Origin of the sequence: Allobosea spartocytisi, from assembly GCF_014764685.1 — a bacterium.
GTDB lineage: Bacteria > Pseudomonadota > Alphaproteobacteria > Rhizobiales > Beijerinckiaceae > Allobosea > Allobosea spartocytisi.
Genome location: NZ_JACXWY010000017.1, coordinates 18,874 through 44,642, shown reverse-complemented (window position 1 = coordinate 44,642; position 25,769 = coordinate 18,874). Strand labels below are relative to the sequence as shown.

25 protein-coding genes are annotated in these 25,769 nt (G+C 67.3%); 19 read left to right on the top strand and 6 right to left on the bottom strand.

Translation table 11 applies throughout. The annotated features are described in order from the left end of the window. Positions 1-25: 25 nt before the first annotated feature. From trhA to IED13_RS21660, 4 genes are all read right to left on the bottom strand, one after another. Positions 26-688 carry a PAQR family membrane homeostasis protein TrhA gene (gene trhA / locus IED13_RS21675; protein WP_210323712.1) on the bottom strand — a complete coding sequence of 221 codons (663 nt, stop codon included), beginning with the start codon at positions 686-688 and terminating at the stop codon, positions 26-28. 161 nt (positions 689-849) lie between these two features. After that, positions 850-1,527 (bottom strand): GntR family transcriptional regulator, encoded by a 678-nt coding sequence (locus IED13_RS21670; protein WP_260368461.1) that lies wholly within the window; start codon positions 1,525-1,527, stop codon positions 850-852. A gap of 252 nt (positions 1,528-1,779) precedes the next feature. Beyond that, entirely contained in the window at positions 1,780-2,589 is an 810-nt protein-coding gene (locus IED13_RS21665; RefSeq protein ID WP_191125435.1) for a sugar phosphate isomerase/epimerase family protein, read from the bottom strand. Between the two features lie 7 nt (positions 2,590-2,596). Continuing rightward, the gene (locus tag IED13_RS21660) at positions 2,597-3,337 is read right to left on the bottom strand and encodes an SDR family NAD(P)-dependent oxidoreductase (RefSeq protein WP_038357675.1); all 741 of its coding nucleotides are present in this window, start codon (positions 3,335-3,337) and stop codon (positions 2,597-2,599) included. A gap of 153 nt (positions 3,338-3,490) precedes the next feature. Here IED13_RS21660 and IED13_RS21655 point away from each other — a divergent pair, with 153 nt between their 5' ends. The 11 genes from IED13_RS21655 to IED13_RS29270 all read left to right on the top strand — a co-directional run bounded on the left by IED13_RS21655 (position 3,491) and on the right by IED13_RS29270 (position 13,941). After that, a complete protein-coding gene (locus IED13_RS21655; protein ID WP_191125434.1) occupies positions 3,491-4,186 on the top strand; it encodes a hypothetical protein in 696 nt (231 codons plus the stop codon). Positions 4,187-4,339: 153 nt separating this feature from the next. Further along, a complete protein-coding gene (locus IED13_RS21650) occupies positions 4,340-5,170 on the top strand; it encodes a transporter substrate-binding domain-containing protein (protein ID WP_038357674.1) in 831 nt (276 codons plus the stop codon). Positions 5,171-5,263: 93 nt separating this feature from the next. Continuing rightward, complete coding sequence (gene aroQ / locus IED13_RS21645; RefSeq protein WP_191125433.1) at positions 5,264-5,698, top strand: type II 3-dehydroquinate dehydratase; 435 nt, start codon at positions 5,264-5,266, stop codon at positions 5,696-5,698. Then, positions 5,695-6,753, top strand: a complete 1,059-nt coding sequence (locus IED13_RS21640; RefSeq protein WP_191125432.1) for a Gfo/Idh/MocA family protein — start codon at positions 5,695-5,697, stop codon at positions 6,751-6,753. Before aroQ ends, IED13_RS21640 begins: the two co-directional genes overlap by 4 nt. Then, the gene (locus tag IED13_RS21635; RefSeq protein WP_191125431.1) at positions 6,750-7,589 is read left to right on the top strand and encodes an aldo/keto reductase; all 840 of its coding nucleotides are present in this window, start codon (positions 6,750-6,752) and stop codon (positions 7,587-7,589) included. Before IED13_RS21640 ends, IED13_RS21635 begins: the two co-directional genes overlap by 4 nt. 27 nt (positions 7,590-7,616) lie before the next feature. After that, positions 7,617-8,279, top strand: a complete 663-nt coding sequence (locus IED13_RS21630; RefSeq protein ID WP_191125430.1) for an amino acid ABC transporter permease — start codon at positions 7,617-7,619, stop codon at positions 8,277-8,279. An 11-nt stretch (positions 8,280-8,290) separates the two neighbouring features. Beyond that, a complete protein-coding gene (locus tag IED13_RS21625; RefSeq protein ID WP_038357668.1) occupies positions 8,291-8,935 on the top strand; it encodes an amino acid ABC transporter permease in 645 nt (214 codons plus the stop codon). A 65-nt stretch (positions 8,936-9,000) separates the two neighbouring features. Beyond that, positions 9,001-9,732: an amino acid ABC transporter ATP-binding protein gene (locus IED13_RS21620; protein ID WP_038357780.1), complete on the top strand. Its 732-nt coding sequence runs from the start codon at positions 9,001-9,003 to the stop codon at positions 9,730-9,732. Between the two features lie 139 nt (positions 9,733-9,871). Continuing rightward, a complete protein-coding gene (gene hemC / locus IED13_RS21615) occupies positions 9,872-10,816 on the top strand; it encodes a hydroxymethylbilane synthase (protein WP_260368458.1) in 945 nt (314 codons plus the stop codon). Positions 10,817-11,021: 205 nt separating this feature from the next. After that, positions 11,022-12,572, top strand: a complete 1,551-nt coding sequence (locus IED13_RS21610; protein ID WP_112764771.1) for an ABC transporter substrate-binding protein — start codon at positions 11,022-11,024, stop codon at positions 12,570-12,572. Between the two features lie 25 nt (positions 12,573-12,597). Continuing rightward, on the top strand, positions 12,598-13,941 hold the full coding sequence (locus IED13_RS29270) for an MmgE/PrpD family protein (protein ID WP_191125428.1): 1,344 nt from the start codon (positions 12,598-12,600) through the stop codon (positions 13,939-13,941). Here the strand turns inward: IED13_RS29270 and IED13_RS21600 are convergent. Further along, positions 13,928-14,845: a LysR substrate-binding domain-containing protein gene (locus IED13_RS21600; protein ID WP_112764769.1), complete on the bottom strand. Its 918-nt coding sequence runs from the start codon at positions 14,843-14,845 to the stop codon at positions 13,928-13,930. The genes IED13_RS29270 and IED13_RS21600 overlap by 14 nt on opposite strands. A 92-nt stretch (positions 14,846-14,937) precedes the next feature. Between IED13_RS21600 and IED13_RS21595 the strand changes: the two genes are divergently transcribed. Genes IED13_RS21595 through IED13_RS21570 form a run of 6 tightly spaced genes read left to right on the top strand, consistent with a single transcriptional unit; the run spans position 14,938 to position 20,667 of the window. After that, a complete protein-coding gene (locus IED13_RS21595) occupies positions 14,938-16,056 on the top strand; it encodes an NAD(P)/FAD-dependent oxidoreductase (protein ID WP_191125427.1) in 1,119 nt (372 codons plus the stop codon). Then, on the top strand, positions 16,037-16,333 hold the full coding sequence (locus IED13_RS21590) for a (2Fe-2S)-binding protein (RefSeq protein ID WP_112764767.1): 297 nt from the start codon (positions 16,037-16,039) through the stop codon (positions 16,331-16,333). The genes IED13_RS21595 and IED13_RS21590 overlap by 20 nt, the downstream gene beginning before the upstream one ends. Further along, positions 16,330-17,733 (top strand): FAD/NAD(P)-dependent oxidoreductase, encoded by a 1,404-nt coding sequence (locus tag IED13_RS21585; RefSeq protein WP_191125426.1) that lies wholly within the window; start codon positions 16,330-16,332, stop codon positions 17,731-17,733. Before IED13_RS21590 ends, IED13_RS21585 begins: the two co-directional genes overlap by 4 nt. Further along, positions 17,730-18,860 carry an NAD(P)/FAD-dependent oxidoreductase gene (locus IED13_RS21580; protein ID WP_191125425.1) on the top strand — a complete coding sequence of 377 codons (1,131 nt, stop codon included), beginning with the start codon at positions 17,730-17,732 and terminating at the stop codon, positions 18,858-18,860. The genes IED13_RS21585 and IED13_RS21580 overlap by 4 nt, the downstream gene beginning before the upstream one ends. Beyond that, the gene (locus IED13_RS21575) at positions 18,857-19,801 is read left to right on the top strand and encodes an ABC transporter permease (protein ID WP_038357652.1); all 945 of its coding nucleotides are present in this window, start codon (positions 18,857-18,859) and stop codon (positions 19,799-19,801) included. The genes IED13_RS21580 and IED13_RS21575 overlap by 4 nt, the downstream gene beginning before the upstream one ends. Then, a complete protein-coding gene (locus tag IED13_RS21570; RefSeq protein ID WP_112764763.1) occupies positions 19,798-20,667 on the top strand; it encodes an ABC transporter permease in 870 nt (289 codons plus the stop codon). Before IED13_RS21575 ends, IED13_RS21570 begins: the two co-directional genes overlap by 4 nt. Here IED13_RS21570 and IED13_RS21565 read toward each other — a convergent pair. Continuing rightward, positions 20,659-21,567 carry a hydrogen peroxide-inducible genes activator gene (locus IED13_RS21565; RefSeq protein WP_038357650.1) on the bottom strand — a complete coding sequence of 303 codons (909 nt, stop codon included), beginning with the start codon at positions 21,565-21,567 and terminating at the stop codon, positions 20,659-20,661. The two genes, IED13_RS21570 and IED13_RS21565, sit on opposite strands and share 9 nt — an antisense overlap. A gap of 323 nt (positions 21,568-21,890) precedes the next feature. Here IED13_RS21565 and katG point away from each other — a divergent pair, with 323 nt between their 5' ends. Then, on the top strand, positions 21,891-24,068 hold the full coding sequence (katG, locus tag IED13_RS21560; RefSeq protein ID WP_191125424.1) for a catalase/peroxidase HPI: 2,178 nt from the start codon (positions 21,891-21,893) through the stop codon (positions 24,066-24,068). A gap of 352 nt (positions 24,069-24,420) precedes the next feature. Further along, positions 24,421-25,593 (top strand): ABC transporter substrate-binding protein, encoded by a 1,173-nt coding sequence (locus tag IED13_RS21555; RefSeq protein ID WP_038357646.1) that lies wholly within the window; start codon positions 24,421-24,423, stop codon positions 25,591-25,593. The last annotated feature ends 176 nt before the right edge of the window (positions 25,594-25,769 follow it).

Sequence of the window (25,769 nt, the reverse complement as noted above, 5' to 3'; positions counted from 1 at the left end):
TGCGGAGCTTTGCCCGCGGGACGGCTCAGGCTCCGGAAACGACCGCATAGGCCCGGAAGACGGCCCCGTAGAAGCAGCCGGAGGCCACGAGCACGAAGCCGTGCCAGATCGCATTCTGGAAGGGCAGGCTTTCCCAGACGTGGAAGATGACGCCGATCGAGTAGAGCAGACCACCCGCGAGCATGAGCCACAGGCTGGTCGCCGGCAGCTCGGCGATGCTCTGCCACAGCAGGATGCCGCTCCAGCCGATGACGAGATAGAGCACGATCGAAAGCCGATCGAGCCGGCCGGGAAAGGCGAGCTTCAGCACGACGCCCAGGACCGACGCGGCCCAGACCACGGCGAGCAGGATCTGCGCCATGAGGCTCGAGCCGAGCTTCATCAGGAAGGGCGTATAGGTTCCCGCGATCAGCACATAGATCGCCGAATGGTCGAAGCGCCGGATCAGCCACTTCATCGGCGAAACCGGCCATAGATTGTAGATCGCCGAAACGATCAGCACGGCCAGCAACGCGGCGCCGTAGATCGCGACAGGGACGAGATCGGCCGACGGCGCCGCCACGAGCACGCGCAGGATGAGTGCCGTCACCGCGGCGAGGCCGAGCGCGATCCCGAGCGCATGGACCACGCCATCGGCCCACAGCTCGGCCCGGCTGACATCGAAGCGCCCATGTCTCGGTTGCAGCAAATGACGCCCTTTCACGATCGCGCCATGCTGCGCGAATCCGGGGCAGAGCGCAAAGCGTCACTTTGACCGGTCCCTACGCAAGGCAGGGCGCAGGCTTCGGAGGGACCGGTGGAAGCGTCCGGCCGCACATTCTGCCGCCGTCACGGCAAAACCGGCTTCGATCAGTCCAAAAGCGGGGCGAAATGCTCCAGCGACGGGCTTCGCGAGGCCCGGCTCGTCGCCACGCGCTCCTGCGACGGCTCGACGCTGTAGCGTTTCGCCATCTTCAGGATGTGGTTCGAGAGCGCCTCGAGCGCCGCCGGCAGATCATCCTCTTCCAGCCTGGCGATGATCTCGAAATGCTCGGCGCTCGCTTCGCCGCGGATCGCATCCGTGGAGCGGTGCGAGCGCAGCGCCGCGACCTTTCCCGAGACGAGCCGATAGGCATTGATCAGGTAGCTGTTGCCGCTGTTCTCGATCGACACGCCATGGAACGCCGTATCCCCGTGCGAGCTGCGCAGATGATCGCCGGCGAGGACGGCCTCCTGCATGCCCTGCGCGGCCGCCTTCAGCGCGGCGAGCGTCTCGTCACGCCGGCGCCGCATGGCCAGACGCAGCGCCTCCGCCTCGATCATCAGCCGGAACTCGCAGAGATTCTCGATGTCCTCCTTTGTCGGTAGGAAGACGAAGCTGCCGCGCTGCGGCTTGATGTCGATCAGCCCCTGCTGCTCAAGCGCCGTCAAGGCTTCGTGCACCGGGCTGCGGCTGACGCCGAGCCTGGTCGCGAGCTTGTCCTCCGAGAGCGCATCGCCCAGCTCGACCTCGCCGTCGACGATCGCCTGACGCAGGCGTTCGGTCACGCGCAAGGTCAGACCTCCCCGCTGTCTTGCACCCACCTCGCCACATCTCCTTCCTGGCCACTGGGGCCGGGCGATGCCCGGCCTGTCCCCGGCGGCACGCCTCGGCGCGCGGTATCCGCCGCTAGAGCCGGATGATTTCAAATGGGATCACGAGGTGATCCCATTTGAAATCTGAATCCGTCTCTCACCTAAGAGTTGGAGCAGGATAGTCGCGAAAAACCGGTTCCCACTTTTTCGCATCCTGCTCCGAACCTAAAGCGAATCGAGGAAATTGCGCGTTCCGGCGATGCCCCGGCGCGCCTTTTCCACAAAGCTCAACGACGCGTCGCCGCGATGCGGCGTCTCGACGCTGATCGCGATGTCCGGCGGCAGCTCCGCCATCAGTTCCCCCAGCCACAGGCCGCCTTCGCCCGGGATCATGCGCGCGCCCCGCGCTTCCGCGATGCGGCCCGCATCGTCGACCGGTTGGCTCACGGGAGCATCGCAGAGCTGGAGATAGAGCACCTTGTCCCGCAGCGCCGCGACCGCCGCCGGCCCGCCGCCCGAGCGCGACAGATGCAAGGCGTCGAGCAGGATCCCGACATTCTCGCGTCCTGGCGCGGCAGCGAGCTGCGCCGCATCCTCGATGGTCGCCGCGGCGCGCCAGCGCATGAACTCGATCGCGATCGCGATGCCGTGCCCGCCGGCGATATCCGCGATCCGCCCGAGATTGTCGGAGGCCCGCGACAGATCGGGATCCTCCGAGGTGATCTGCATCAGTGGCATGCCGAATTCCGCCGCCGTCTCGATGACGGGCAGCCAGGACTCGATCGCTGTGTCCGCTCGGAGGGTGAAGACCTCGCCATCGAGAAAGCCGATCCCGAGATCGGCGGCCGTCGTCCGGATCTCGCGGATCAGCGCCTTGTCGCCGACGATGGGATGCGCAAGCTCGAGCCCGAGCGGCGCGATCAGCCTGAGGCCGGCCGCGTCGTAGCCGGCCGCCGCGGCGCAGCGGACATGCTCGACCGGCGGGCAACCCTGGACGGTGAGATAAGCCAGCGACAGGCTGTGCTGCTTGTACATGCCGTCCTCAATAGGTCGCGCGGCCGCCCGAGACGTCGAAGACGGCGCCGGTCGAGAACGAGCACTCCTCCGACGCCAGCCAGCCCGCCAGCGCCGCCACCTCCTCCGCCTGTCCGAGCCGGCCGACCGGAATCTTGGAGACGACATAGGCCCTGAATTCGGGCGTGAGCTGCTGAAGCATCTCGGTCTCGATCGCCGCCGGCGTCACGCAGTTCACCCGGATCTGCGTGGTCGCGAGTTCCTTGCCGATCGACTTGGTCAGGCCGATCACGCCGGCCTTGGAGGCGGAATAGGCGACCGCGTTGGGATTGCCCTCCTTGCCGGCGATCGACGCCATGTTGACGATGCGGCCATAGCCGGTCTTGAGCATCTCGCGCACCGCCGCCTGGCAGCAATGGAAGACGGCGTCGAGATTGAGCGACATGACGAAGCGCCAGCCCTCGCTGGGATACTCCGCGAAGGGGGCCAGCGGCCCGTTATGGCCGGCACAGGTGACGAGGATGCCGAGCGGGCCGAGTTCTCCGACGACGCGGGTCGTCGCATCCGCGACCGCCTTCTCGTCGGTCACGTCGACCGCATAACCCCTGGCGCCCGGCAGCTTCGCGGCCGCAGCGACGGCGCGGTCGCCGTCGATGTCCCAGATCGCGACCTTGTGGCCTTTCGCGGCCAGGCGCGCAGCGATCGGAAAGCCCAGCCCGCCTGCCCCTCCCGTCACGATCGCGACGCGCGGTGTCTCGCTTCCCTGCATTTCATCCTCCCGGGAGCCGGGCCCTTCTGACAACGGGCACTTGACTCATTCGACATACTAACATTCTAGTAGGTTAGTTGGAGAGGAAACGAGCTCCTTGTCAAGCGGCCGATTGCAGAGCCCGCAGGCAGGAGCGTCTGAGAGACGGGTACGATGGGACTGAAGGGATCAGCTTTTCTCGCGATCTGGCACGATATCGCCGAAGGCGGGCACGAAGCCTATATCGAGTGGCACACGCGCGAGCACATGCCGGAACGGCTGTCGATCCCCGGCTTTCGCACCGGCAAGCGCCTGCATGCGCCGCAGGCAGCCCGCCATGTCTTCGGGACGATCTATGCGGCCGATGATGTCGAGGTCTTCCGCTCCCCGGCCTATCTCGAACGGCTGAACCATCCCACGCGCTGGACGGCGGAGATCGCGCCGAGCTTCCAGAATTTCCTGCGCGTCGCCTGCGACAGGGTCGCGTCGGCCGGGACCGGCGACGGCGGCAGCATGGCGACGCTGCGCTTCGATTTCGCGGAGGCCGGCAGCGGCGCAGTCCTGCGACAGGCGGCGCAGGGCCTCGTCGATGCCGTGCTCGCCCTGCCCGGCGTCGCCTGCGCCCATCTCGGGATCGCCCGCAGCGAGGTTTCCGGCGTCCGCACCCGCGAGACGGAGCTGCGCAGCGCGATGGCGGAGAGAGGCTTCGACGTCGTGCTGCTGCTGGAAGGCGCGTCCCAGGCCGGAATCGAGGCGGCCCTGCCCGAGGCACAACGGCTAGCGATAGCCACCGGGGCTCTCGCGGCACCCCGCGCCGATGTCTACGAAACCGCCTTCAGCCTCACCAGCGAGGATATGCAGGCGCAATAACCGCGCACAGGCTCGCGCGGGATGAACGACCCCGAAAGCCGGATTCAGCTTCCAGGCTTTCGACGAGGGGCAAGAGATCGAAGCGGCAACGCTTCGAGGTCAGGCAGCCGGCCCAAGAAGCCGGCGACATATCAGCACGTCAGAGGAGGATTCATGTTGGGCATTTCTTCACTTCGCGCCGCCGCATTTGCCTTGGTGGCAGGGCTCGGCTTCGTCGGCGCCACCGCGCAGGCCGACGCCCAGTCGCTCGAAAAGATCAAGAAGGCGGGCGTCATCCGCATCGGCGTGATGGGCGAGCAGGCTCCCTGGGGCTCGATCGACGCGAGCGGCCAGAACATCGGCTACGACGTCGATGTGGGCCGGCTGATCGGCGAGGAGCTCGGCGTCAAGGTCGAGTTCGTGCCGAACGCCGTGGCCGCCCGCATTCCCAACCTGCTGACCAACAAGGTCGATCTGCAGATGGCCGTGATGGGCATGTATCCCGACCGCGCCAAGGCGGTGCAGTTCTCGAAGCCCTATTCGGGCCTGAAGATCATCCTGCTCTCCAGCAAGAAGAACAAGATCGAGACCATCGAGGATGCCCGCAACCTGCGCATCGGCGTGCCGCGCGGCGCCGCGCAGGACAAGTCGATCACGACGCTGCTCGGCGACGTCCCCAATATCCGCCGCTTCGACGACGACAGCTCGACGATGCAGGCCCTGGTCTCCGGCCAGGTCGATGCGATCGGCGGCAACACGACCTACAAGATCAATCTCGACAGGGCCTCGCCCGGCAACGACTACGAGCAGAAGCTGGTCTTCAACGAGCAGTGGCAGGGCATCTGCACCAAGCTCGGCGATGCCGAGATCAATGCCTGGCTCAACCAGTTCATCGACAAGGTCGCGGCCGATGGCCGGCTCGCGAAGATCAGCGAGAAATGGCTGGCCCAGCCCCTGCCGAGCTTCCCGGCCGCCGTCGAGGGCGTGCCCTTCACCGTGAAGTGACGGGCCGCACCGAGCGCCACCCGACCCTCTTGAGACGAGGCGCGACCGCATCCATGCGGCCGCGTCCGGCTGCCGATCTCGCCAGGAACCGCCATGCGAACGATCTTCATCCTGAACGGACCGAACCTCAATCTGCTCGGCCAGCGCGAGCCTGAGATCTACGGCCGCACCACCCTCGACGAGATCCGGGGCTGGTGCGAGACCGATGCAAACGAACTCGGTCTTGCCATCGACTTCCGCCAGTCGAATTTCGAAGGCGAGATCATCGAGGCGATCCATGCCGCACGGAAGGATGCCGCCGGCATCATCATCAATCCGGCGGGCTATACCTTCACCTCGATCGCGATTCTGGACGCGCTCAAGATGTTCGATCGCCCGAAGATCGAACTGCACATCTCGAACATCCATCAGCGCGAGGCGATCTACCACAACTCGCTGGTCTCGAAGACGGCCACCGCCGTAATCGCCGGGCTCGGCGCCTATGGTTATCGGCTCGCGCTGCGCGCCATGGCAGAGCTGACCCGATGATCCGCATCGCCCTGCTTGGAGCCGGCCTCATCGGCCGCGAGCACGCGGACCTGATGGCGTCGCATCCCGACATCGCCATCGCCGCCATCTGCGACCCCTCCCCTGAGGCCGCGAAGCTGGCCGAGCGGCTGTCGGTGCCGTACCGGTCCGACTATGTCGCCATGCTCGACGAGTTGCGCCCCGACGGCGCGATCATCGCGCTGCCGAACCAGCTCCACGCCCCGGCAGCGCTGGCCTGCATCGAACGCGGCATCGCCTGCCTGATCGAGAAGCCCATCGCGGAAAGCATCGCTTCCGCCGCCCGGATCGTCGAGGCGTCCGAACGCACCGGCGTGCCGGTGCTGGTCGGCCATCAACGCCGCCACAGCCCCGACATCCGCGCGGCGAAGCAGGCGATCGCGGCCGGCGAGCTCGGCGACATCGTCGCCGTCAACGGCATGACGCTGTTCGACAAGCCGGCCAACTATTTCGACGTCGCCTGGCGGAAGAGCGCCGGCGGGGGCGTGCTGCTCATCAACCTGATCCACGACATCGACATCCTGCGCCATCTGGTCGGCGAGATCGACAGCATCCGCGCCTTCACCTCCCATGCGCGCGGCTTTGCGGTCGAGGATGGAGCGAGTCTCTCGATTCGCTTCGCCAATGGCGCGCTGGGCAGCTTCATCATCTCCGACAACGCCGTCAGCCCCTGGGCCTGGGAATACAGCTCCGGCCAGGCGCTCTACCATCCCACGCAGCCGGGGCCTTGCCTGTTCCTGGCCGGGCGCAAGGCTGCCCTGTCGGTCTCGGACATGTATCTGTGGCGTCACGAGCGCGACGACGAACACTGGCAGCACCCGCTGGCGCGGCATTACCGCGGCGCTGCCGGCCTGCCGACCTATGTCGCCCAGCTTACCCATTTCGCCGCCGTCGTCAGGCGGGAGCAGCAGCCGCTGATCACCGCCCGGGACGGCATGGCCACGCTGGCCGCGACGCTCGCGGTCGATCTTGCCGCCCGCGAAGACCGCACGGTCACGCTGGCGGAGATGCTCGTACAAGGAGGAGCGGCCCCATGACCGGCACGATCGCAGCGACGACCAAGACAATCCAGGGCGAGGTCATTCCGGCGCTGGGGTTCGGAACCTTCGAGATCACCGGCCCGGCCGGCGAGGCGGCGATCCGGACCGCGATAGATCTCGGCTACCGGCAGATCGATACGGCGATCCGCTATGGCAACGAAGCCGAGGTCGGGCGGGCGATCCGCGCCTCCGGCGTACCGCGCGGCGAGCTCTTCGTCACGACCAAGATCTGGTTCAACGACCTCGCGCCGGAGACCGTCCATCGCCGCGTCGACGAAAGCCTCGACCGGCTCGGGCTCGACCAGGTCGACCTGCTGCTCGTCCACTGGCCGACGAAGGATGTTCCGCTGGCTGAGACGCTGGCAGCCTTCGCCGAGGAGAAGCGGAAGGGACGCACGCGATTGATCGGCGTCAGCAACTTCCCGGTCGCGCTGCTCGACGAGGCGCTGGAGGTCCACAAGGCCGAATTGTTCTGCAATCAGGTCGAGTATCACCCCTTCCTGTCGCAGGAGAAGCTGCTGGCCCGGATGCGGCGCGCCGGCATGCTGCTGAACGCCTACCAGCCGATTGCGCGCGGCAAGGTCTTCGACAACGATCTGCTCAATGCGCTCGGCCGCAAATACGGGAAGTCGGCGGGACAGGTGACGCTGCGCTGGCTGGTCCAGCAGGATGGCGTCGGCGCGATCCCGCGCTCGTCCAAGCCCGAGAACATGCGGGCCAATCTCGAGATCTTCGATTTCGAGCTGTCGCCGGAAGACATGGCTGCGATCCACGGGCTTGCCCGCGGCCAGCGCTATTCCAGCTTCGAGTGGGCGCCCGCCTGGGATGACTGAGACAAAGCGCACCGCAAGGGAAGAACAATGACTCTCGACTTCAGCGTCGTGGCCGACGCCTGGAAATCGCTGCTGTTCGGAGCGCTGGGAACCTTGTTCCTGGCCTTTTCCGGCATGGTCATCGCCATGGTCGTCGGTGTCATGGGCGTGGTCATCCTGCGGATGCAGATGCGGATCCCCTCGCTGCTGGTGACGCTCTTCGTCGAGATCATCCGCAACACGCCGTTCCTGGTGCAGATCTTCTTTCTGTTCTTCGCGCTGCCGCTCGCGGGCGTCCGCCTGAATCCGACGATCACGGCCATCCTGGCGCTCGGCCTCAATGGCGGCGCCTATGCGATCGAGATCATCCGCGGCGGCGTCGAGAGCATCCCGAAGGGGCAGACGGAAGCCGGCCTGGCGCTCGGCCTGCACAAGCATGAGGTCTTCCGGCTGATCGTGCTCATCCCGGCGCTGCGCGCGATCTATCCCTCGCTCGCCAGCCAGTTCATCCTGCTGACGCTGACCACGGCGATCTGCACCTCGATCTCCGCCTATGAACTGACCTCGGTCGGCCAGCGCATCGAGGCGGAAACCTTCCGCAGCTTCGAGGTCTATTTCACGCTGACCTCGATCTATCTGGTGATCTCGCTGGTGACGATGTGGCTGCTCGCGGCGCTGGGTCGCTGGGCCTTCAGCTATCCGCAGCGCTGAGGAGGCAGGACATGGGCATCCAGGAACTGACCTATCTGCTGCAAGGCCTGCTCTGGACCTTGTTCCTCACCGTCATCGGCTTCGTCGGCGGCATCCTGTTCGGCATCGTCGTTGCGGTGCTCAGGGTCTCGCCTTCGCCCTGGCTGCGGATTCCGATGATCTGCTGGATCGGGGTGTTCCAGGGCACGCCGCTGCTGATGCAGCTCTTCGTCGCCTATTTCGGCCTGCCGCTGCTCGGCTTCAATTTCCCGGCCTGGGCCGCCGTCTCGGTCGCGCTGACGGCGCATGCCTCGGCCTTCCTCGGCGAGATCTGGCGCGGCGCGATCCAGGCCGTGCCGTCAGGCCAGAGCGAGGCCGCCAATGCGCTCGGCCTGCCCGGCTGGAGCCGGATGGTCGACGTCGTCATGCCGCAGGCCTTCAAGCTCTCGCTGCCGGCGACCGTCGGCTTCCTCGTGCAATTGCTCAAGGGGACGTCGCTCGCCGCGATCGTCGGCTTCATCGAATTGACCCGGGCCGGCACCATCGTTTCCAACCAGATCTACAAGCCCTTGCTCGTCTTCGGCGTGGTGGGCGCGCTGTACTGCGCCATGTGCTGGCCGCTCTCGCTCTGGGGCCGCAGGCTCGAGCAGCGAATGGCGGCCGGGGCGGCAAAATGAGGGAGATCGACGTGACCCGGACCCATGACGACGCCAGCCGCGCCGCCCAAGAAACCGCCGCTCCGATGATCGAGATGCGGCAGGTCGAGAAGTTCTACGGCCCGTTCCATGCCCTCAAAGGCATCGACTTCTCCGTCACCAAGGGCGAGAAAATCGTGCTTTGCGGCCCTTCCGGCTCAGGCAAGTCGACGCTGATCCGCTGCATCAACCATCTCGAACCGATCGCGAGCGGAGAGATCGTGGTGGCAGGCCACCGGCTGAGCGACAGCCAGGACGCCGTCGATGCCGTACGCCGCGAGGTCGGCATGGTGTTCCAGCAGTTCAACCTGTTTCCGCACAAGACGGTGCTGGAAAACTGCATCCTCGCGCCGATGCGGGTGCGCAAGCTCTCGCGCGCCGAGGCGGAAGAGACGGCCCGGAAGTACCTGGAGCGGGTGCGCATCGGCGACCAGGCGGCGAAATACCCGGCCCAACTCTCCGGCGGCCAGCAGCAGCGCGTCGCGATCGCGCGCGCCCTGTGCATGGAGCCCAAGGCCATGCTGTTCGACGAGCCGACCTCGGCACTCGACCCGGAAATGGTCAAGGAAGTGCTGGACACGATGGTGTCCCTGGCGCGCGACGGCATGACCATGATCTGCGTCACCCATGAAATGGGCTTCGCGCGCCAGGTGGCCGATCGCGTGATCTTCATGGCCGATGGCGAGATCGTCGAGGAGAACGCGCCGGACGCGTTCTTCTCGAACCCGCGACACGAGCGCTCACGTGCCTTTCTCGGGGAAATCCTCGCGCATCATTGAGCAGATCCGCCGGACATTGGCGGCCTGCCCGCATTCAGTCGCGGCTCGTTCCCGCATGGCGGCACTAGGCGCGCCGGGTGAGCGATGTTACAGCCCCGGTCACATTGGGCAGTCCGCTACCTGAATTCGGAAAGAACAAATGTTGCTTCGAGTCGGCACCCGCCGAAGCCCGCTGGCGATGGCTCAGACCAATTTCGTCATCGGCCTGATCAAGGCGGCATTCCCGGATATCGAATTCGAGATCCGATCGGCTTCGACCGTCGCCGATCGCGACAGGGTGTCGGAATTCCACCAGTTTCGCATGGTCGGCGTCTTCACGACCGAGCATGAGGAGCAGCTTCTTCGCAACGAGGTGGACTTCGTCGTCCATTCCCTGAAGGACCTGCCGACGACCCTGCGCGACGGGCTCGTGCTCGCCGCCGTGCCCAAGCGCGAAGATCCGCGCGACACTCTCTGCGGCGCGACGCTGGAAAGCCTGCGTCCCGGCGCACGGGTCGGCACCGGCTCCTTGCGCCGGCGCGCGCAGATCCTGAGCCTGCGGCCGGACGTGACGGTCGTGCCGATCCGCGGGAATGTCGGCCCCCGGCTGGCCAAGATCGAGGGGGACGACGCCCTCGATGCCGTGATTCTCGCCGAGGCCGGCCTGAGGCGCCTCGGCCTCGCCGATGCGACGACCGAGACGCTCGATCCCCATGCCTTCCCCTATGCCGTCGGCCAGGGCGCCCTCGGCATCGAGGCGCGTGCGCAGGACAGCGACATCCTCAAGGTGCTGCAGGCCATCCAGTGCCCGCAGACGCGCGCCGAAGTCGATGCCGAGCGCGCCATGATGCATACGCTGGGAGCAGGCTGCAGCCTGCCGGTCGGGGCCTGCGCGAACTGGAAGGACGGCCGGCTGACGCTGCAGGCTCAGGTCACCTCGCTCGACGGGCAGGAGCGCATCATCGCCACCGAGGAAGGGCCGGCGGAGACAGCGGCCGATCTCGGCGTGGCGACCGGCGAGACGCTGAAGACACAAGGCGGCACCAGGATCCTGGAAACCAGCTACCGGGAATTCAACAGCCACTTCAAGCTGTTCAAATCCTGACACGACCCGCAGGCCCGTCCGGCCATCGGCATCGCAGCCTTTTCAAACGTCGCGGTATCGCGCCATCCGCGTGATGCCGTCGATGGCGGCTGCCCCGAGCCCCTCTTCTATAACCAATCAGAATACGCCCCACCCGATTTCGACTTGGACAGCCTGGGATCGCAGCGCCCAGACTGGAGCCAAGAAACAAAGTCGAGGGGATTGCATGATCAGGAACTCTGTCGTCGGGCTCGCCGGCCTGGTGCTCGCCGCCTGCCTGCCGGTCGCGGGCATGGCCCAGGAGACCGTGCTGCGCGTCGCCGGGGACGGCAACGTCTCGACGCTCGATGCGCACCGCGCCAGCTCCACCAGCGACAAGACCGTGATCGGCTGGATGTATAACGGCCTCGTCCGCTTCAAGCCCGGGAGCGCCGATCCGAAGGATATCGAGCCGGATCTGGCCGAGCGCTGGGAGCAGTCGCCGGACGGCAAGGTCTGGACCTTCCATCTCCGCCAGGGCGTCAAGTTCCATGGCGACTGGGGCACGCTCTCGGCGGATGATGTCGTCTATTCGTTGCAGCGCTCGGCCGACCCCAAGCGCTCGACCTTCTCCTCGGATTTCGCGGCGATCGAAAAGGTCGAGAAGCTCGACGACCTCACGGTTCGGGTCACGCTGAAATATACGGACGTCAATTTCCTCGGCCGCGTCACGAACTACCATGGCGGCAACATCGTCAGCCGCAAGGCGGCCGAGGAGCTGGGCGACAAATTCGGCACGAATCCCGTCGGCACCGGCCCCTTCACCTATGTCGAGCAGGTGACCCAGCAATACGTCAAGCTCGCCGCCAACCCGAACTATTTCCGCGGCAAGCCGAAGATCGACAGCATCGTGATCCGCGCCATCCCCTCCGACAGCGCCCGCGAGCTCGCCTTCACCTCAGGCGAGGTCGATCTGATCTATGCCAAGCGCGAGCAGCGCTGGGTCGATTCCGCCCGCAAGCGTGCGGGCTTCAATGTCGAGATCTTCCGGCCCGGCGAATACCGGCTGCTGCACCTCAACCAGAGCCAGCCGCCGCTGGACGACATCCGCGTGCGCCGCGCCATCGCCGCCGCGGTCAATGTCGACGATCTCGTGCGTTATGTCGGCAAGGATGTCGGCCCCAAGGGCTGCTCGATCGTGCCGCCCGGCTATCTCGGCGAGGACTGCTCGGTCCGCTACGACTTCAATCTCGCCAAGGCCAAGGAACTGCTCGCCGAGGCCGGCCACAAGGACGGCGTGACGATCAAGGCCATCGTCTCGAACATCTCGGCGCAGCAGCCGATCATGGAGATCATCCAGGCGCAGCTCGCCAAGGCCGGGATCAAGCTCGAGATGCAGGTCGTCGACCACGCCACCTATCAGAGCCAGACGCGCAAGGACCTGAGCGGCCTGGTCTTCTACGGCGCGGCGCGCTTCCCGATCGCCGACACCTATCTCAGCGAGTTCTTCCATTCGCGGGCGACGGTGGGCACGCCAACCGCCGCGACCAATTTCTCGCACTGCAAGGTCGCCGACAAGGAGATCGAGCAGGCGCGCACCGCGCCGGATGCCGACACGCAGAAGGCCCTGTGGAAGGAGGCGCAGCGCAAGATCATGGAGGATGTCTGCGCCATCCCGCTCTTCGAGCTGCGGCAGGTCTGGGCGCGTAGCGACCGGCTCGATCTCGGCTACGAACTCAAGGGCGCGATGAACCTCGCCCCGCCGATCACCGAAGCCACCACGCTGAAGCCGCGCTGAGACTGTCCGAGCCGGGAGCTCCGCCGTGGAGATCGTGCGACACCTCGCGGCCTCTATCGGCGCCGCCCGCCGCGAGCCCCTGACGACGGAACTGCGGGAGGCGGCCTGCCGCAGCGTGCTCGATCTCGTGGCGGCCGCGGCCGCCGGCATTGCGGCGCCAGGCGCGCGCGCGGTTCGGCAGGTCGCGCGGGTGACCATGGCCGGCGGTGCCCTGCCCGTCTGGTTCACTGGGCAGAGCTCGGGCCTTGCCGGCGCGATCTGGTGCAATGCCTCGGCTTCCGCCGCACTCGATCTCGACGACGGGCACCGGATCGCGCGCGGCCATCCCGGAGCCGCGATCATCCCGGCCGCCTTCGCAGCGGCACAGGAGGCAGGGGTCACGACGGACGAGCTGCTGCAGGCGATCGTCGTCGGCTACGAGGTCGGCGTCGCGGTCGGCGCGGCGCGACGCTTCTATGCCAATACCGGGATGTGGTCGGGCTACGGCGTCGTCGCGGCCCTCGGCTTTCTGAGGCGCACGCCGGCGGAGCAACTCGCGCATGGTTTTGCCATCGCCGGCATGAGCGCGCCCAACCAGCTCCATGCCGGGGCGGGGCCCGCCTTCCGCGCGCAGGAAGGCAGCGACGTCAAGGAAGGCATTCCCTGGTCGAGCGTGACGGCCGCGAACGCGCTGCTGCTGGCCGAGGCGGGACATACCGGCCCTCTGGCGCTCCTCGACAATGACGAGCATTTTTTGCTCGAAGGGCTGGCGGAGGGTCTTGGCCGACAGCATTACATCGCGCACAACTACATGAAGTTCCATGCCTGCTGCCGGCATGTCCATGCGCCGGCCGGGGCGCTTGTGAGCCTCATCGCCGAAAACCGCATCGACCCGCACCGCATCGACGCCATCGAGGTCGCGACCTATTCCGGCGCCCTGCGCCTGGCGAACCGGCCACGGCCCCAGAGCTTCACCGATATCCAGTTCTCGATCCCCTATTGCCTCGCCCTGCTCGCGATCGACGGGCCGGAGGCGCTGCTGCCGCTGACGGAAGCGGCCGCCGACCGGCCCGAGATCGTCGCCCTCGCGGAAAAGGTCTCGCTGAGTCTCGACCCCGCGCTCGACGCCCGCTTTCCGGCGCAGACCCTGTCCCGCGTCACTATCCACACTGAGGGACGCTCCTTCGCCTCGCCCGTCACCGCGCCGCGCGGCGAAGCCTCGGATCCGCCGTCCTGGGCCGATCTCGAGGCCAAGCTGGAACGGGCCTGCCGGCTCGTCGCCACATCGGCGCAACGACAGACGTTGCTTGCCGCGCTTCGCCGCCTGCGCGACGGCGATCACGCTCCGCTGCTGCAAGCCTTCGCGACCCTGAGGCTCAGCCCGGCGTAAGGATCGTCTGCGAAATCTCGGCCGCCACCTCGCGCGCCCCCCGCAGAAAGGCATCGACCAGCCGGGCGTTGCGGCTGTCGCGGATGCGGCAGAGCTGGAAATGGAGCTGAACGCCCGGCTCGAAGCGCCGGATGGCAAGCTTGTCGCGCAATCCGCCGACAATCAGCGGATGCACCAGCGAGACGCCCGTTCCCGCCGCGACGAACTCGCAGAGCGTGGGCGAGACGTTCGCCACCATGACGATGTTCGGTACGACGCCATGGGCATCCAGAACCCGGCCGATGCTCCGGCTGGTATGGCTTTCGGGATCGAAGGAAACGAAGGGAACGCCTTCGAGGTCGCGGGGCGTGATCACCTCCCGCGCCGCGAGCGGATGGTCGAGCGGCAGGATGCAGACGACCGGATGCGCCATGAGCGGCTCCGCCACGATATAGGGATTGTCGATCGGCGCGACGATCAGCCCGACATCGAGCTTGCGGGTGACGAGCCCGTCCGCGATCCATTGCGAGCTGCGCGACTGCACCGAACAGAACACCCCGGGCTGCGCCTTCAGGAAGCGCGAGGTCGCTTCCTGGATGAAGGAACCCGACAGCGCCGGCATGACGCCGATCAGGAGCCGGCTCTGCTCGTCGCGGCGGATGGCCTCCACCGCATTCTCGACCTGGCGCACGCCCGCGAAGATGCGGTCGATCTCCTCATAGAGCCGCATGCCGCGCCGCGACGGCGCCAGCCGCCCCTTCACCCTGTCGAAGAGCTGCAAGCCCGTATCGGCCTCGAGATGGGCAATCAGCTTGCTCATCGCGGGCTGCGAGATGTTCATCATCTCGGCGGCGCGGCTCACCGTGCCGTATTCGATGACCGCCTTGAAGGCTTCGACCTGACGCAGGTTGAGCCGCCGAACCATCGCATAACCCTGAAGAATAGGAACCAGCAAAAAACGACTTTGACGAAATACAAGATGGCTCCCTAACGTCTCAGCCGGCAAGGGAAATTCACATGCGGCCTGACATCGTCGTCATCGGAGGGGGAACGGTCGGGGCAGCCATCGCCTACGGCCTGGCGAAGCGACGCCAGAACGTACTGCTGCTCGACGGCGACGATGGCGACTTCCGCGCGGCCCGCGCCAATTTCGGCCTGGTCTGGCTACAGGGCAAGGGGCTCGGCATGCCGGCCTATCAGGCCCTGACACGCCGGAGCATCGCGCTATGGCGCGGCTTTTCCGATGCGCTCGAAGCCGAGACGGGGAGCAATCTCGCTTACGAGCAGAATGGCGGCCTCGCCTTCTGCCTCGGGGAGGAGGCCTTCGAGAAGCGCCGCCTCGACCTGATGCGCCTGCACAACCAGCGCGGCGACGGCGAGCCGGACTGGGAGATGCTCGACCGGCCGGCGCTGGAGCGCCTGCTGCCCAAGGCCGGGCTCGGTCCCGACGTGACGGGCGCGAGCTTCGGCCGGCATGACGGCCACGCCAATCCGCTGCGGCTTCTGGCGGCGCTGCATGGCGGGCTGGTCCGCCTCGGCGGCCACATCCGCCATCGCGCCCGCGTCGAGCGGATCGAGCGGGCCGGTGCGGATTTCCGTCTCGTGCTCGACGGCGAGACATTGACGGCGCCGCGCATCGTCATCGCCGCCGGGCTCGGCTCGGTGGCTCTCGGCCGGCAGGTCGGGCTCGACGTGCCGGTGCATCCGGAACGGGGCCAGGTGCTCGTCACCGAGCGACTCGCCCCCTTCCTGCCCCTCCCCGCCAGCGGCCTGCGCCAAACCGCCGAAGGCACGGTGATGATCGGCGCGACCAAGGACGAGGTCGGCTTCGATGCCTCGACCACCACCGAGGCCGCCGCCTCGCTGAGCCGCAAGACGGTCCGGACCATTCCCGCGCTCGCGCATGCCGGGCTCGTCCGGCAATGGGCGGGCCTGCGGATCATGACGCCTGACGGCTACCCGATCTACGCGCAATCGGAGAGCCATCCCGGCGCTTTTGTCGCGCTCTGCCATTCCGGCGTGACGCTCGCGGCCTTCCACGCCGATCCCCTCGCCGAGGCGATCACGGCCGGCTCGCTCTCCGAAACCTTTTCTCCCTTCCACCAGAGACGCTTCGATGTTCCGCAAGCTGCATGATCCAGGGCCGTCCGCCGTCACGGTCCATATCGACGGGCGCCCGGTCCGGGCCGAAGCCGGAGAGAGCGTCGCTGCCGTGCTTCTGCGCCAGCCCGAAGGCTGGAACCGGACCACGCCGGTCTCGGAAAGCCGCCGGGCGCCCTATTGCATGATGGGCGTCTGCTTCGAATGCCTCGTCGAGGTCGATGGTCAGGGCTCCGTGCAGAGCTGCCTGACGCCAGTGCGAGACGGCATGTCCGTGACCCGCCAGCAGGGACGCCGGAGCCTCTCGGCATGAGCGATCAACACACCGATCTCCTGATCGTCGGCGCGGGGCCGGCCGGCATGGCCGCTGCCGTGACAGCCCGCCGCCATGGCTTGTCCGTGCGGGTGGTCGACGATCAGTCGGCGCCCGGCGGCCAGATCTGGCGCGCCATCGAGACTGTCGCTGCGACGCCGCGCCTGGCGCGGCTGGGAGAAGCCTATCGCGCCGGCGTCGACCGCGCCGCCGCCTTCCGCGCCTGCGGCGCCCTCTACGAGCCGCAGAGCCAGCTCTGGCAGATCGAGCCGGGGTTTCGCGCCTTCCTGACCCGCGATGGCCGGGCCCGCAGCGTGACCGCCGAGGCGATCATCCTCGCCACCGGTGCGCAGGAGCGCCCGGTACCCTTCCCGGGCTGGACGCTGCCGGGCGTGCTGACGGTCGGCGCGGCGCAGATCCTGCTGAAGACCGCCGATTCCGTCCCGGACAAGCCGGTCTGGATCGCCGGCTGCGGGCCGCTGCCACTGCTCTACATGACGCAGCTTCTGGCGGCGGGCGGGCGGATCGCCGGCTTCCTCGACACCACGCCGCGCGGACGGATCGGAGCGGCGCTGCGCCATCTGCCGCAGGGGCTCGGACGCTTCGGCGACCTCGTCAAGGGCCTGTCCTGGTCGCTGGCGCTGAAACGGGCCGGTTTCCCGATCATCCGCCATGTCGCGGAGCTGCGTGCCGAAGGCGACGGGCGTCTCGAAAGCCTGCATTACCGCACGCAGGACGGCCGGGAAGGCGATGTCGCCGCCGAGGTGCTGCTCGTCCATGAGGGCGTGGTGCCCAATATCCATGCCCCGCTCGCACTGGGCTGCGCGGTCAAATGGGATGCCGGCCAGCATTGCCAGATCCCTGTGCTCGACGCGTGGGGCGAAACCTCGCAGGCAAACGTCTTCGTCGCCGGCGACGGCGCCGGCATCGGCGGGGCCGAGGCGGCCGAGCCGCGTGGGCGGCTCGCGGCGCTGCGTGTCGCCACCAAGCTCGGAAAGCTGCGGGACGATGCGGCCGAGGCCGCCGCGCGCACGGAGCGAGCCACGCTGTCACGCGCGCTTGCGCTTCGGCCTTTCCTCGATGCTCTCTACGCGCCGCGGCCGCAGGTCTTCGCGCCCGCCGACGAGACGCTGGTGTGCCGCTGCGAGGAGGTCACGGCCGGCGAATTGCGCATCCGCGCTGCGCAGGGGCGGCCCGGGCCGAACCAGCTCAAGGCCTTCACCCGCGCCGGCATGGGCCCCTGCCAGGGGCGGCAATGCGGCTACACCATGGCCCATATCGTCGCGGCGGTTCAGAACCGGCCTGTCGAGGAGGTCGGCTTCTACCGGATCCGGCCGCCCTTGAAGCCCGTGACGCTCGGCGAACTCGCCAGCCTCGACGAGCAGGAGCCGGCGGCATGAGCATCGAGGCCTTCGATATCGCGGTGGTGGGGGGCGGGCTGCACGGCCTGTCCGCCGCGCTGCATCTGGCCCGCGCCGGCCGCCGCGTCACGGTGATCGAGCGGCGCTGGACGGGCCGGCACGCCTCGGGCGCCACGGCTGCCGGGGTGCGCACCCTCAACCGCGACATCGCGGAGGTGCCGATCTCGCTCGAGGCCATGGCGATGTGGCATCGCATCGCCGAGATCGTCGGCGACGATTGCGGCTTTCACGCCCGTGGCCAGGTCAATGTCGCGGAACGCGACGAGCATATGCCGGCCCTGCTCCAGCGCGAGGCGAAGATGCGCGCGCTCGGGCACAGTCATGAGGAGCTGGTCGATGCGAAGGAACTGCGCCGCCTCGTGCCGGCGCTGAGCCCGCATTGCGTCGGCGCGCTGGTCGCGCGACGCGACGGCGCGGCCGATCCGCACCGGACCATCCTCGCCTTCCGCCGTGCCTGCGAGGCCGAGGGCGTCGTCATCGCCGAGGGCTGCGGCGTCGAGGCGGTCGACCGGCAGGGCCCGGACTGGCTGCTCGCCTGCGGCGATCGCCGCTTCCGTGCGCCGGTCGTGGTCAATGCGGCCGGCGCCTGGGCGGCTCGGCTGGCGGCCTTGTTCGGCGACGACATCGCGCTCGGCGTGCGGGCGTCGATGATGATCGTGACCGAGCGCCTCGCGCCGCTGCTCGACCCCGTGGTCAGCGTGGTCGGCCGGGCGCTCTCCTTCAAGCAGTCGGACCAGGGCACGCTGGTGATCGGCGGCGGCCTGCAAGGCGCAGCCGATCTCGATCGGGAAAGCAGCACGGTGAACTTCAGCGAGCTGGCCAAGGGCGCGCGCGCGTCGAGCGACCTCTTCCCGGCCGTGCACGGGGTCCGCATCGCCCGTTGCTGGACCGGAATCGAGGCGCAGACGCGCGACCGCCTGCCGGTGATCGGCGCCTCGCCGAATGCGCCCGGCCTCTTCCATGCCTTCGGCTTCTCCGGGCACGGCTTCCAGCTCGTCCCGGTCGTCGGCTCGATCCTGGCCGAGCTCGTCGTCGAAGGCCACACCCGGCGCGAGATCGCGGCCTTCGCGCCGCAACGCCTGATGCAGGCGAGGGCCGCGGCATGACGAGCTTCGTTGTCAGGCGCCTCCTGCTCGCCATTCCCACGCTGTTCGTGATGCTGACGGCGATCTTCGTGCTGGTCAGGCTCGTGCCGGGCGATGCCGCTTCCGTCATCCTCGGCGATCAGGCCAGCGCCGCCTCGCTCGCGGCGCTGCGCGAGAAGCTCGGCCTGGACCAGCCGGTCCATGTCCAGTACCTCGCCTTCATCGGCAAGGTGCTCACCGGCGATCTCGGTCAGTCCCTGAGCAGCGGCCGCAGCGTCATCCAGGAGGTGCTGCTCGTCCTGCCCTCGACCATCGAACTGACGGTCGCCGCCGTCGCCATCGGCCTCGTCTTCGGCCTGCCGCTCGGCGTCGCCGCCGCGCTCAGCCGCAATGGCTGGATCGACTATGTCGCGCGCGTCGTCTCGCTGGTCGGGCTCTCCTTCCCGGCCTTCGTCTCCGGCATCCTGATGCTGATCGTCTTCGCCATCCAGCTCGGCTGGTTCCCGGTGCTGGGCAATACCAGCGGCTCGGGCGACCTGACGGAGCGCCTGCGCGCGCTGGCGCTGCCGGCGCTCAATCTCGGCATCATCATGACGGCCTATGTGATGCGGGTGACGCGCGCGGCGATGCTCGGCGTCCTCACCGAGGACTATATCCGCACCGCCCGCGCCAAGGGGGTGAGCCCGACCCGGCTCGTCGTCACCCATGCGCTGCGCAACAGCCTGATCCCGATCATCACGGTGGTCGGGCTCTATTTCGGCACGCTGATCGGCAATTCGGTGCTGACCGAGATCATCTTCAACCGGCCGGGCCTGGGCAAGCTGATCATCGGCGCGCTCAACGCCCGCGACTACACGCTGCTGCAGGGGCTGATGATCATCTTCGCCATCTGCGTGATCATCGTGAACACCGTGACGGACATGGCCTATGGCCTCGTCGATCCAAGGGTGAAATACACATGAGCGCCGTCGCCTCCACGACCATCGAGATTCGGCCGGGCGGCCTCTGGCTCGCCTTCAGCCAGAACAAGCTCGCCTGGATCGGCCTCGTCCTGCTCGGCCTGATCGTCTTCGTCGCGGTGTTCGCGCCCTGGCTCGCGCCGCACGATCCGCTCGAGCAGAACATCGTCGCGCGGCTCGAACCACCTTCGGCCGAGTTCTGGCTCGGCACCGATTCCTATGGCCGCGACGTGCTCTCGCGCCTGATCTACGGGGCGCGCATCTCTCTCTTCGTCGGCTTCGTCGCGATCCTCATCGCCATGCTGATCGGCACGGCGATCGGCGTCATCGCCGGCTATATCGGCGGCCTCTTCGACCAGCTCGTCATGGGCGTGCTCGACGTGCTGCTGGCGTTCCCGACCCTGCTGCTCGGCCTGATGATCGCGGCGATGCTGGGGGCGAGCCTGGAAAACCTGATCATCGCCATCGCCGTCACCGAGATCGCGCCCTTCGCCCGCGTGGCCCGCGCCCCGACGATTACGCTGCGCCAGCGCGACTTCGTCGAGGCGAGCCGCTCCTATGGCTGCGGGCCGTTCCGGATCATGACCCGGCACATCCTGCCCAACATGCTGTCGGATGTGGTGGTGATGAGCTCGCTCTGGCTGGCATCGGCGATCCGCACGGAAGCCTCGCTGAGCTTCATCGGGCTCGGCGTGCCGCCACCGGCCGCGACCTGGGGCGGCATGATCCGCGAAGGCTTCGAGAACATCCTGGACGCTTGGTGGCTCGCGGTCTTTCCGAGCCTCGCGATCCTGGCGACGGTGCTCGCGCTCAACCTGCTCGGCGACGCCTTGCGCGACGCCTCGGACCCGCGCTCCCGCTCACGGTGAGGGCAACGGTCTCGCCGACTGGCGAACCACCTCCGATATCTCGCGGAGCTGGGGGGCCAGCGGGCTCGTCCTGCGCCAGACCATGCCGATCGTGCGGGAGGGCTGGGGCGCCTCAAAGCGCACGATGGAGACGGATGCCGAGCGCGTCTCGACCGCCACGGCCATTTCCGGGATCAGGGTGACGCCGAGACCGGCATCGACCATCTGGACCAGCGTCGACAGCGAACTCGCATCCAAAAGGTCACGCGGCTGCGCGGCACGCGGTCTGGTATTGCAGAAGGAGAGGGCCTGATCACGGAAGCAATGCCCCTCCTCGAGCAGCAGCAGCCTCATCTCGCGCAGCGCCTCGCGGCTCGGGGCGGGCTTCCCGTCATCAGCGCGCGGGCGGAGAAGGACGAAGCTCTCGGTGAAGAGCGCGACCTCGGTCAGGGACGGCTCCGATACCGGCAAGGCGACGATCGCCATGTCGAGGCGCCCCTCGTTCAGCTCCTCGACCAGCTTCGGCGTCAGCGTCTCGCGCACATGGAGGTCGAGGCCGCCATGCAGACGGGTGAGATCGCCGATGAGGTTCGGCAGCAGATAGGGCGCGACCGTCGGGATCACGCCGATGCGCAACCGCGCGACCTGCCCGCCGCGGGAGGCGCGGGCATAGCCTTCCAGCTCGTCGAACGAGCGCAGGATCTCCCTCGCCCGCTCCGCGATTCCCTCGCCGAAACGCGTCAGGCGAACCTGGCGCCCGCCTCTCTCGAAGAGATCGGAGCCGAGCTCGCCCTCGAGAACCTTGATCTGCATCGACAGGGCCGGCTGCGAGATCGAGCACGCCTCGGCCGCGCGTCCGAAATGACCGTGCCGCGCCAGCGCCTCGAAATAGCGAAGCTGCTTGAGTGTCAGGTTCGTCATAATTTCAACTTATCGATGCAATCAGAAAATCGGAATTAAAATAATGAAACCGCTTTGCTAAGAGGCTAGCAGCGAAGAGGGGTGCAGCAGATGTCACGACCGCCACGCACCGCGAAGGCCAGCGCTGTTTCGGCCCCCGGCTTCCGCCGGCCCGCTCGCGTGCCGTGCCCCGCCTTCGCTCGGCAAGCCCGTCCGGTTCGGATGCCCCGATCGCCCGACGCCCTTTCGCCCCACTGATCCTGACAGGAGGAGCCGCTCCCCGAGGGCAAGGCTCCGATCGTCATGGAACCATGCCTTCAGCCCAGCCAAGCCCGGAGAGAAACATGAACGCGAAGACTGAGGACAGCACGGGCAAATGCCCCGTCGCCCATGGCGGCGGCGCCCGGCAGAATCGCGACTGGTGGCCGAGCCAGCTGCCCGTCGACCTCCTGAACCAGCACTCGGCCAAGTCCGATCCGCTGGATCAGACCTTCAGCTACCGCAAGGCGTTCGAGAAGCTCGACTATGAGGCGCTGAAGAACGACCTGCGCAAGCTGATGACCGAGTCGCAGGATTGGTGGCCGGCCGATTTCGGCCATTACGGCCCGCAGTTCATCCGCATGTCCTGGCACTCCGCCGGCACCTACCGCCTCGCCGACGGTCGCGGCGGCGGCGGCCGTGGCCAGCAGCGCTTCGCCCCGCTCAACAGCTGGCCGGACAACGTCAACATCGACAAGTCGCGCCGCCTGCTCTGGCCGATCAAGCAGAAATACGGCCAGGCGATCTCCTGGGCCGACCTGATGATCCTCACCGGCAATGTCGCGCTGGAGACCATGGGCTTCCGCACCTTCGGCTTCGCCGGCGGCCGCGAGGACAGCTGGGAGCCCGACAATGACGTGAACTGGGGCGCCGAGACGGCCTGGCTGACGCACCGCCCGCTCGACAAGTTCGACGCGCCGCTCAGCGCCACCGAGATGGGCCTGATCTACGTCAATCCGGAAGGTCCGGGCGCCAATGGCGATCCGGTCTCGGCGGCGCATTTCATCCGCGAGACCTTCGCCCGGATGGCGATGAACGACGAGGAGACCGTCGCGCTGATCGGCGGCGGCCATACCTTCGGCAAGACGCATGGCGCCGCGCCGGAATCCCACAAGGGTCCTGATCCCGAAGCCGCCGAGCTGGAGGCGCAGGGTCTCGGCTGGGCCAGCAATTACGGCACCGGCCATGGCGCCGATGCGGTCGGCAGCGGCCTTGAGGTCACCTGGACGCAGACCCCGGCGCAGTGGAGCAACCACTTCTTCGAGAACCTGTTCAAATACGAATGGGTTCAGACCCGCAGCCCCGGCGGCGCCATCCAGTGGGAGGCGAAGGATGCCGAGGCGGTCATCCCCGACGCCCATGATCCGGCGAAGAAGCACAAGCCGACGATGCTGACGACCGACCTGTCGCTGCGCTTCGACCCGGTCTACGAGAAGATCTCGCGCCGGTTCCTGGAGAACCCGCAGGCCTTCGCGGAAGCCTTCGCCCGCGCCTGGTTCAAGCTGACCCATCGCGATCTCGGTCCGCGCTCGCGCTATCTCGGCCCGGAAGTGCCGAAGGAAGAGCTGATCTGGCAGGATGTCGTGCCGGCCGTCGACCATCCGCTGGTCGGCGAAGCCGATATCGCCGCCCTCAAGGAGAAGATCCGGGCCTCCGGCCTCACCGTCTCCGAGCTGGTCGGCACGGCCTGGGCCTCGGCCGCAACCTTCCGCGGCGGCGACAAGCGCGGCGGCGCCAACGGCGCGCGTGTCCGGCTCAGCCCCCAGAAGGACTGGGAGGTCAACCGGCCTGCCCAGCTCGCCAAGGTGATCGAGGTGCTCGACGGCATCCGGCGCCAGTTCAACAAGGAGGCCGACGGCGACCAGAAAATCTCGCTGGCCGACCTCATCGTGCTGGCCGGCAATGTCGGCGTCGAGCAGGCGGCGAAGGCCGCCGGCCATGACGTCAGCGCGCCGTTCACGCCGGGCCGCACCGATGCCAGGCCGGAGCAGACGGACATCCATTCCTTCGCAGTGATGGAACCTGCCCTGGACGGCTTCCGCAACTACCAGAAGGCCGGGGCGAAGGTGCCGGCCGAGGTCGCGCTGATCGACCGGGCGCAGCTCCTGACTCTGACCGCGCCGGAGCTGACGGTGCTGATCGGCGGCCTGCGCGCCATCAACATCAACGCCGACGGCGGGACGCATGGCGTGCTGACCAACCGGCCGGGCGCGCTGACGAACGATTTCTTCGTCAACCTGCTCGACATGGGCACGCAGTGGAAGGCCGCCTCCGAGGCCAAGGACGTGTTCGAGGGCACCGATCGCAAGACCGGCGCCGCGAAATGGACCGGCACCCGCGCCGACCTCGTCTTCGGCTCGAACTCGATCCTGCGTGCGCTCGCCGAGGTCTATGCCAGCACGGACGCCAAGGAGAAGTTCGTGAAGGACTTCGTCGCGGCCTGGACCAAGGTGATGAATCTCGACCGTTTCGACATCGCCTGATGCAACGACGCCCGGCCGCCATCCTGCGGGCGGGCGCTCACGCGAACCGGTCCGTCATTCGCTGAACGGACCGGCCTCTCGCAGGATCGCGCCGTCGTCCCGGGCTTGCCCCGGCACGGCGGCGTTTTCCTGAAAACGCCCCGGCCTTCCAAACGCGCCCCGGGGATGCGGCCCGCCGGCAAAGATTTTGCGCGGCCGGGGATGGACGGCGGGCACCGTCTGCGCGAAATTTCAGCATGCAGCCCTTGCAGATATTTTAAGCTTGAAACATTATGCTCCGGCGCGAGCCAAAGAAGTCCGAGGGAACCCGGCCGCGCCTCCTTTTTCGCTCGTTCGTCCCGGGAGGGCATCGATGACGACTCTCAAATTCGCACTCGCGCTCGGTTGTGGCGCGCTGGCCCTCTCCATGGCCTCGGCCCAGGCGCAGGAACCGATGAAGATCGGCGTGGTCAGCGTCCTGACCGGCCCCGGCGCCGCGCTCGGCCAGCAGGTCCGCGACGGTTTCCAGCTCGCGGTCGACAAGAATGGCGGCAAGCTCGGCGGCGTGCCGGTCAAGATCACCGTGATCGACGACGAATTGAAGCCCGACGTCGCAGTCGACCGGGTGCGCAGCTTCGTCGAGAGCGAGAAGCCGACCTTCGTCGTCGGCCCGGTCTTCTCGAACATCCTCGGCGCGATCGCCAAGCCCGTGCTCGATTCCGGCGCCTTCCTGATCAGCCCGAATGCCGGCCCGTCCACCATGGCGGGCAAGGCCTGCAACAAGAACTTCTTCGTCACCTCCTACCAGAATGACCAGGTGCACGAGGTCCTCGGCAAATACGCGCAGGACCAGAACTACAAGCGGGCCTATATCATCGCGCCGAACTATCAGGCGGGTAAGGACTCGCTCGCCGGCTTCAAGCGCTACTTCAAGGGCGAGATCGTCGATGAGGTCTACGCCCCGCTGAACGCGCTCGACTTCTCGGCCGACCTCGCCAAGATCGCTTCCACCAAGCCCGACGTCGTCTTCGCCTTCCTGCCCGGTGGGCTCGGCGTCAACTTCGTCAAGCAGTGGTCGCAGGCCGGCCTGCAAGGCAAGATCCCCTTCCTCTCCGCCTTCACGGTCGATGAATCGACCCTGCCGGCGCAGCAGGATGCGGCGGTCGGGCTCTATGGCGGGATGACCTGGGCGCCCAACATGGACAATCCGCAGACGAAGGACTTCGTGAAGGCCTATGAAGCCGCCTACAAGATCGTGCCGGGCTCCTACGCCCAGCAGGCCTATGATGCGGCGATGCTGATCGATTCCGCCGTGAAGGCGGCCGGCGGCACCGGCAATGCCGACAAGCTGCGCGACGCCATCAAGAAAGCCGACTTCACCTCGCTGCGCGGCAAGTTCAAGTTCAACACCAACGGCTTCCCGATCCAGGACTTCTATCTCGTCAAGGTCGCCAAGCGCGCGGACGGCAAGTTCCAGACCGAGATCGCCGAGAAGGTGTTCACCGACTACGCCGATCCGCACGCCAAGGATTGCGGGTTGAAATAAGGCGCCTCGGCGCCACATCCGCCACCGTCATCCCGGACAAGCCGCGAAGCGGCGCCGATCCAGGATCCATCGAAGGGCAGAGTCCTGCAAGGAATGCGCTCTACGATGGATTCCGGGCCTTCGCTTCGCTACGCCCGGAATGACGGTCGAGGTTGATCGCGACGGCAGAGCGAGCC

Excerpts from the sequence above, each read along its gene's own strand:
- IED13_RS21665 (WP_191125435.1), bottom strand. The coding sequence starts at position 2,589 with ATGTACAAGCAGCACAGCCTGTCGCTGGCTTATCTCACCGTCCAGGGT.
- IED13_RS21660 (WP_038357675.1), bottom strand. The coding sequence starts at position 3,337 with ATGCAGGGAAGCGAGACACCGCGCGTCGCGATCGTGACGGGAGGGGCA.
- IED13_RS21655 (WP_191125434.1), top strand. The coding sequence starts at position 3,491 with ATGGGACTGAAGGGATCAGCTTTTCTCGCGATCTGGCACGATATCGCC.
- IED13_RS21650 (WP_038357674.1), top strand. The coding sequence starts at position 4,340 with ATGTTGGGCATTTCTTCACTTCGCGCCGCCGCATTTGCCTTGGTGGCA.
- aroQ (WP_191125433.1), top strand. The coding sequence starts at position 5,264 with ATGCGAACGATCTTCATCCTGAACGGACCGAACCTCAATCTGCTCGGC.
- IED13_RS21640 (WP_191125432.1), top strand. The coding sequence starts at position 5,695 with ATGATCCGCATCGCCCTGCTTGGAGCCGGCCTCATCGGCCGCGAGCAC.
- IED13_RS21635 (WP_191125431.1), top strand. The coding sequence starts at position 6,750 with ATGACCGGCACGATCGCAGCGACGACCAAGACAATCCAGGGCGAGGTC.
- IED13_RS21630 (WP_191125430.1), top strand. The coding sequence starts at position 7,617 with ATGACTCTCGACTTCAGCGTCGTGGCCGACGCCTGGAAATCGCTGCTG.
- IED13_RS21625 (WP_038357668.1), top strand. The coding sequence starts at position 8,291 with ATGGGCATCCAGGAACTGACCTATCTGCTGCAAGGCCTGCTCTGGACC.
- IED13_RS21620 (WP_038357780.1), top strand. The coding sequence starts at position 9,001 with ATGATCGAGATGCGGCAGGTCGAGAAGTTCTACGGCCCGTTCCATGCC.
- hemC (WP_260368458.1), top strand. The coding sequence starts at position 9,872 with ATGTTGCTTCGAGTCGGCACCCGCCGAAGCCCGCTGGCGATGGCTCAG.
- IED13_RS21610 (WP_112764771.1), top strand. The coding sequence starts at position 11,022 with ATGATCAGGAACTCTGTCGTCGGGCTCGCCGGCCTGGTGCTCGCCGCC.
- IED13_RS21600 (WP_112764769.1), bottom strand. The coding sequence starts at position 14,845 with ATGGTTCGGCGGCTCAACCTGCGTCAGGTCGAAGCCTTCAAGGCGGTC.
- IED13_RS21595 (WP_191125427.1), top strand. The coding sequence starts at position 14,938 with ATGCGGCCTGACATCGTCGTCATCGGAGGGGGAACGGTCGGGGCAGCC.
- IED13_RS21590 (WP_112764767.1), top strand. The coding sequence starts at position 16,037 with ATGTTCCGCAAGCTGCATGATCCAGGGCCGTCCGCCGTCACGGTCCAT.
- IED13_RS21585 (WP_191125426.1), top strand. The coding sequence starts at position 16,330 with ATGAGCGATCAACACACCGATCTCCTGATCGTCGGCGCGGGGCCGGCC.
- IED13_RS21580 (WP_191125425.1), top strand. The coding sequence starts at position 17,730 with ATGAGCATCGAGGCCTTCGATATCGCGGTGGTGGGGGGCGGGCTGCAC.
- IED13_RS21575 (WP_038357652.1), top strand. The coding sequence starts at position 18,857 with ATGACGAGCTTCGTTGTCAGGCGCCTCCTGCTCGCCATTCCCACGCTG.
- IED13_RS21570 (WP_112764763.1), top strand. The coding sequence starts at position 19,798 with ATGAGCGCCGTCGCCTCCACGACCATCGAGATTCGGCCGGGCGGCCTC.
- IED13_RS21565 (WP_038357650.1), bottom strand. The coding sequence starts at position 21,567 with ATGACGAACCTGACACTCAAGCAGCTTCGCTATTTCGAGGCGCTGGCG.
- katG (WP_191125424.1), top strand. The coding sequence starts at position 21,891 with ATGAACGCGAAGACTGAGGACAGCACGGGCAAATGCCCCGTCGCCCAT.
- IED13_RS21555 (WP_038357646.1), top strand. The coding sequence starts at position 24,421 with ATGACGACTCTCAAATTCGCACTCGCGCTCGGTTGTGGCGCGCTGGCC.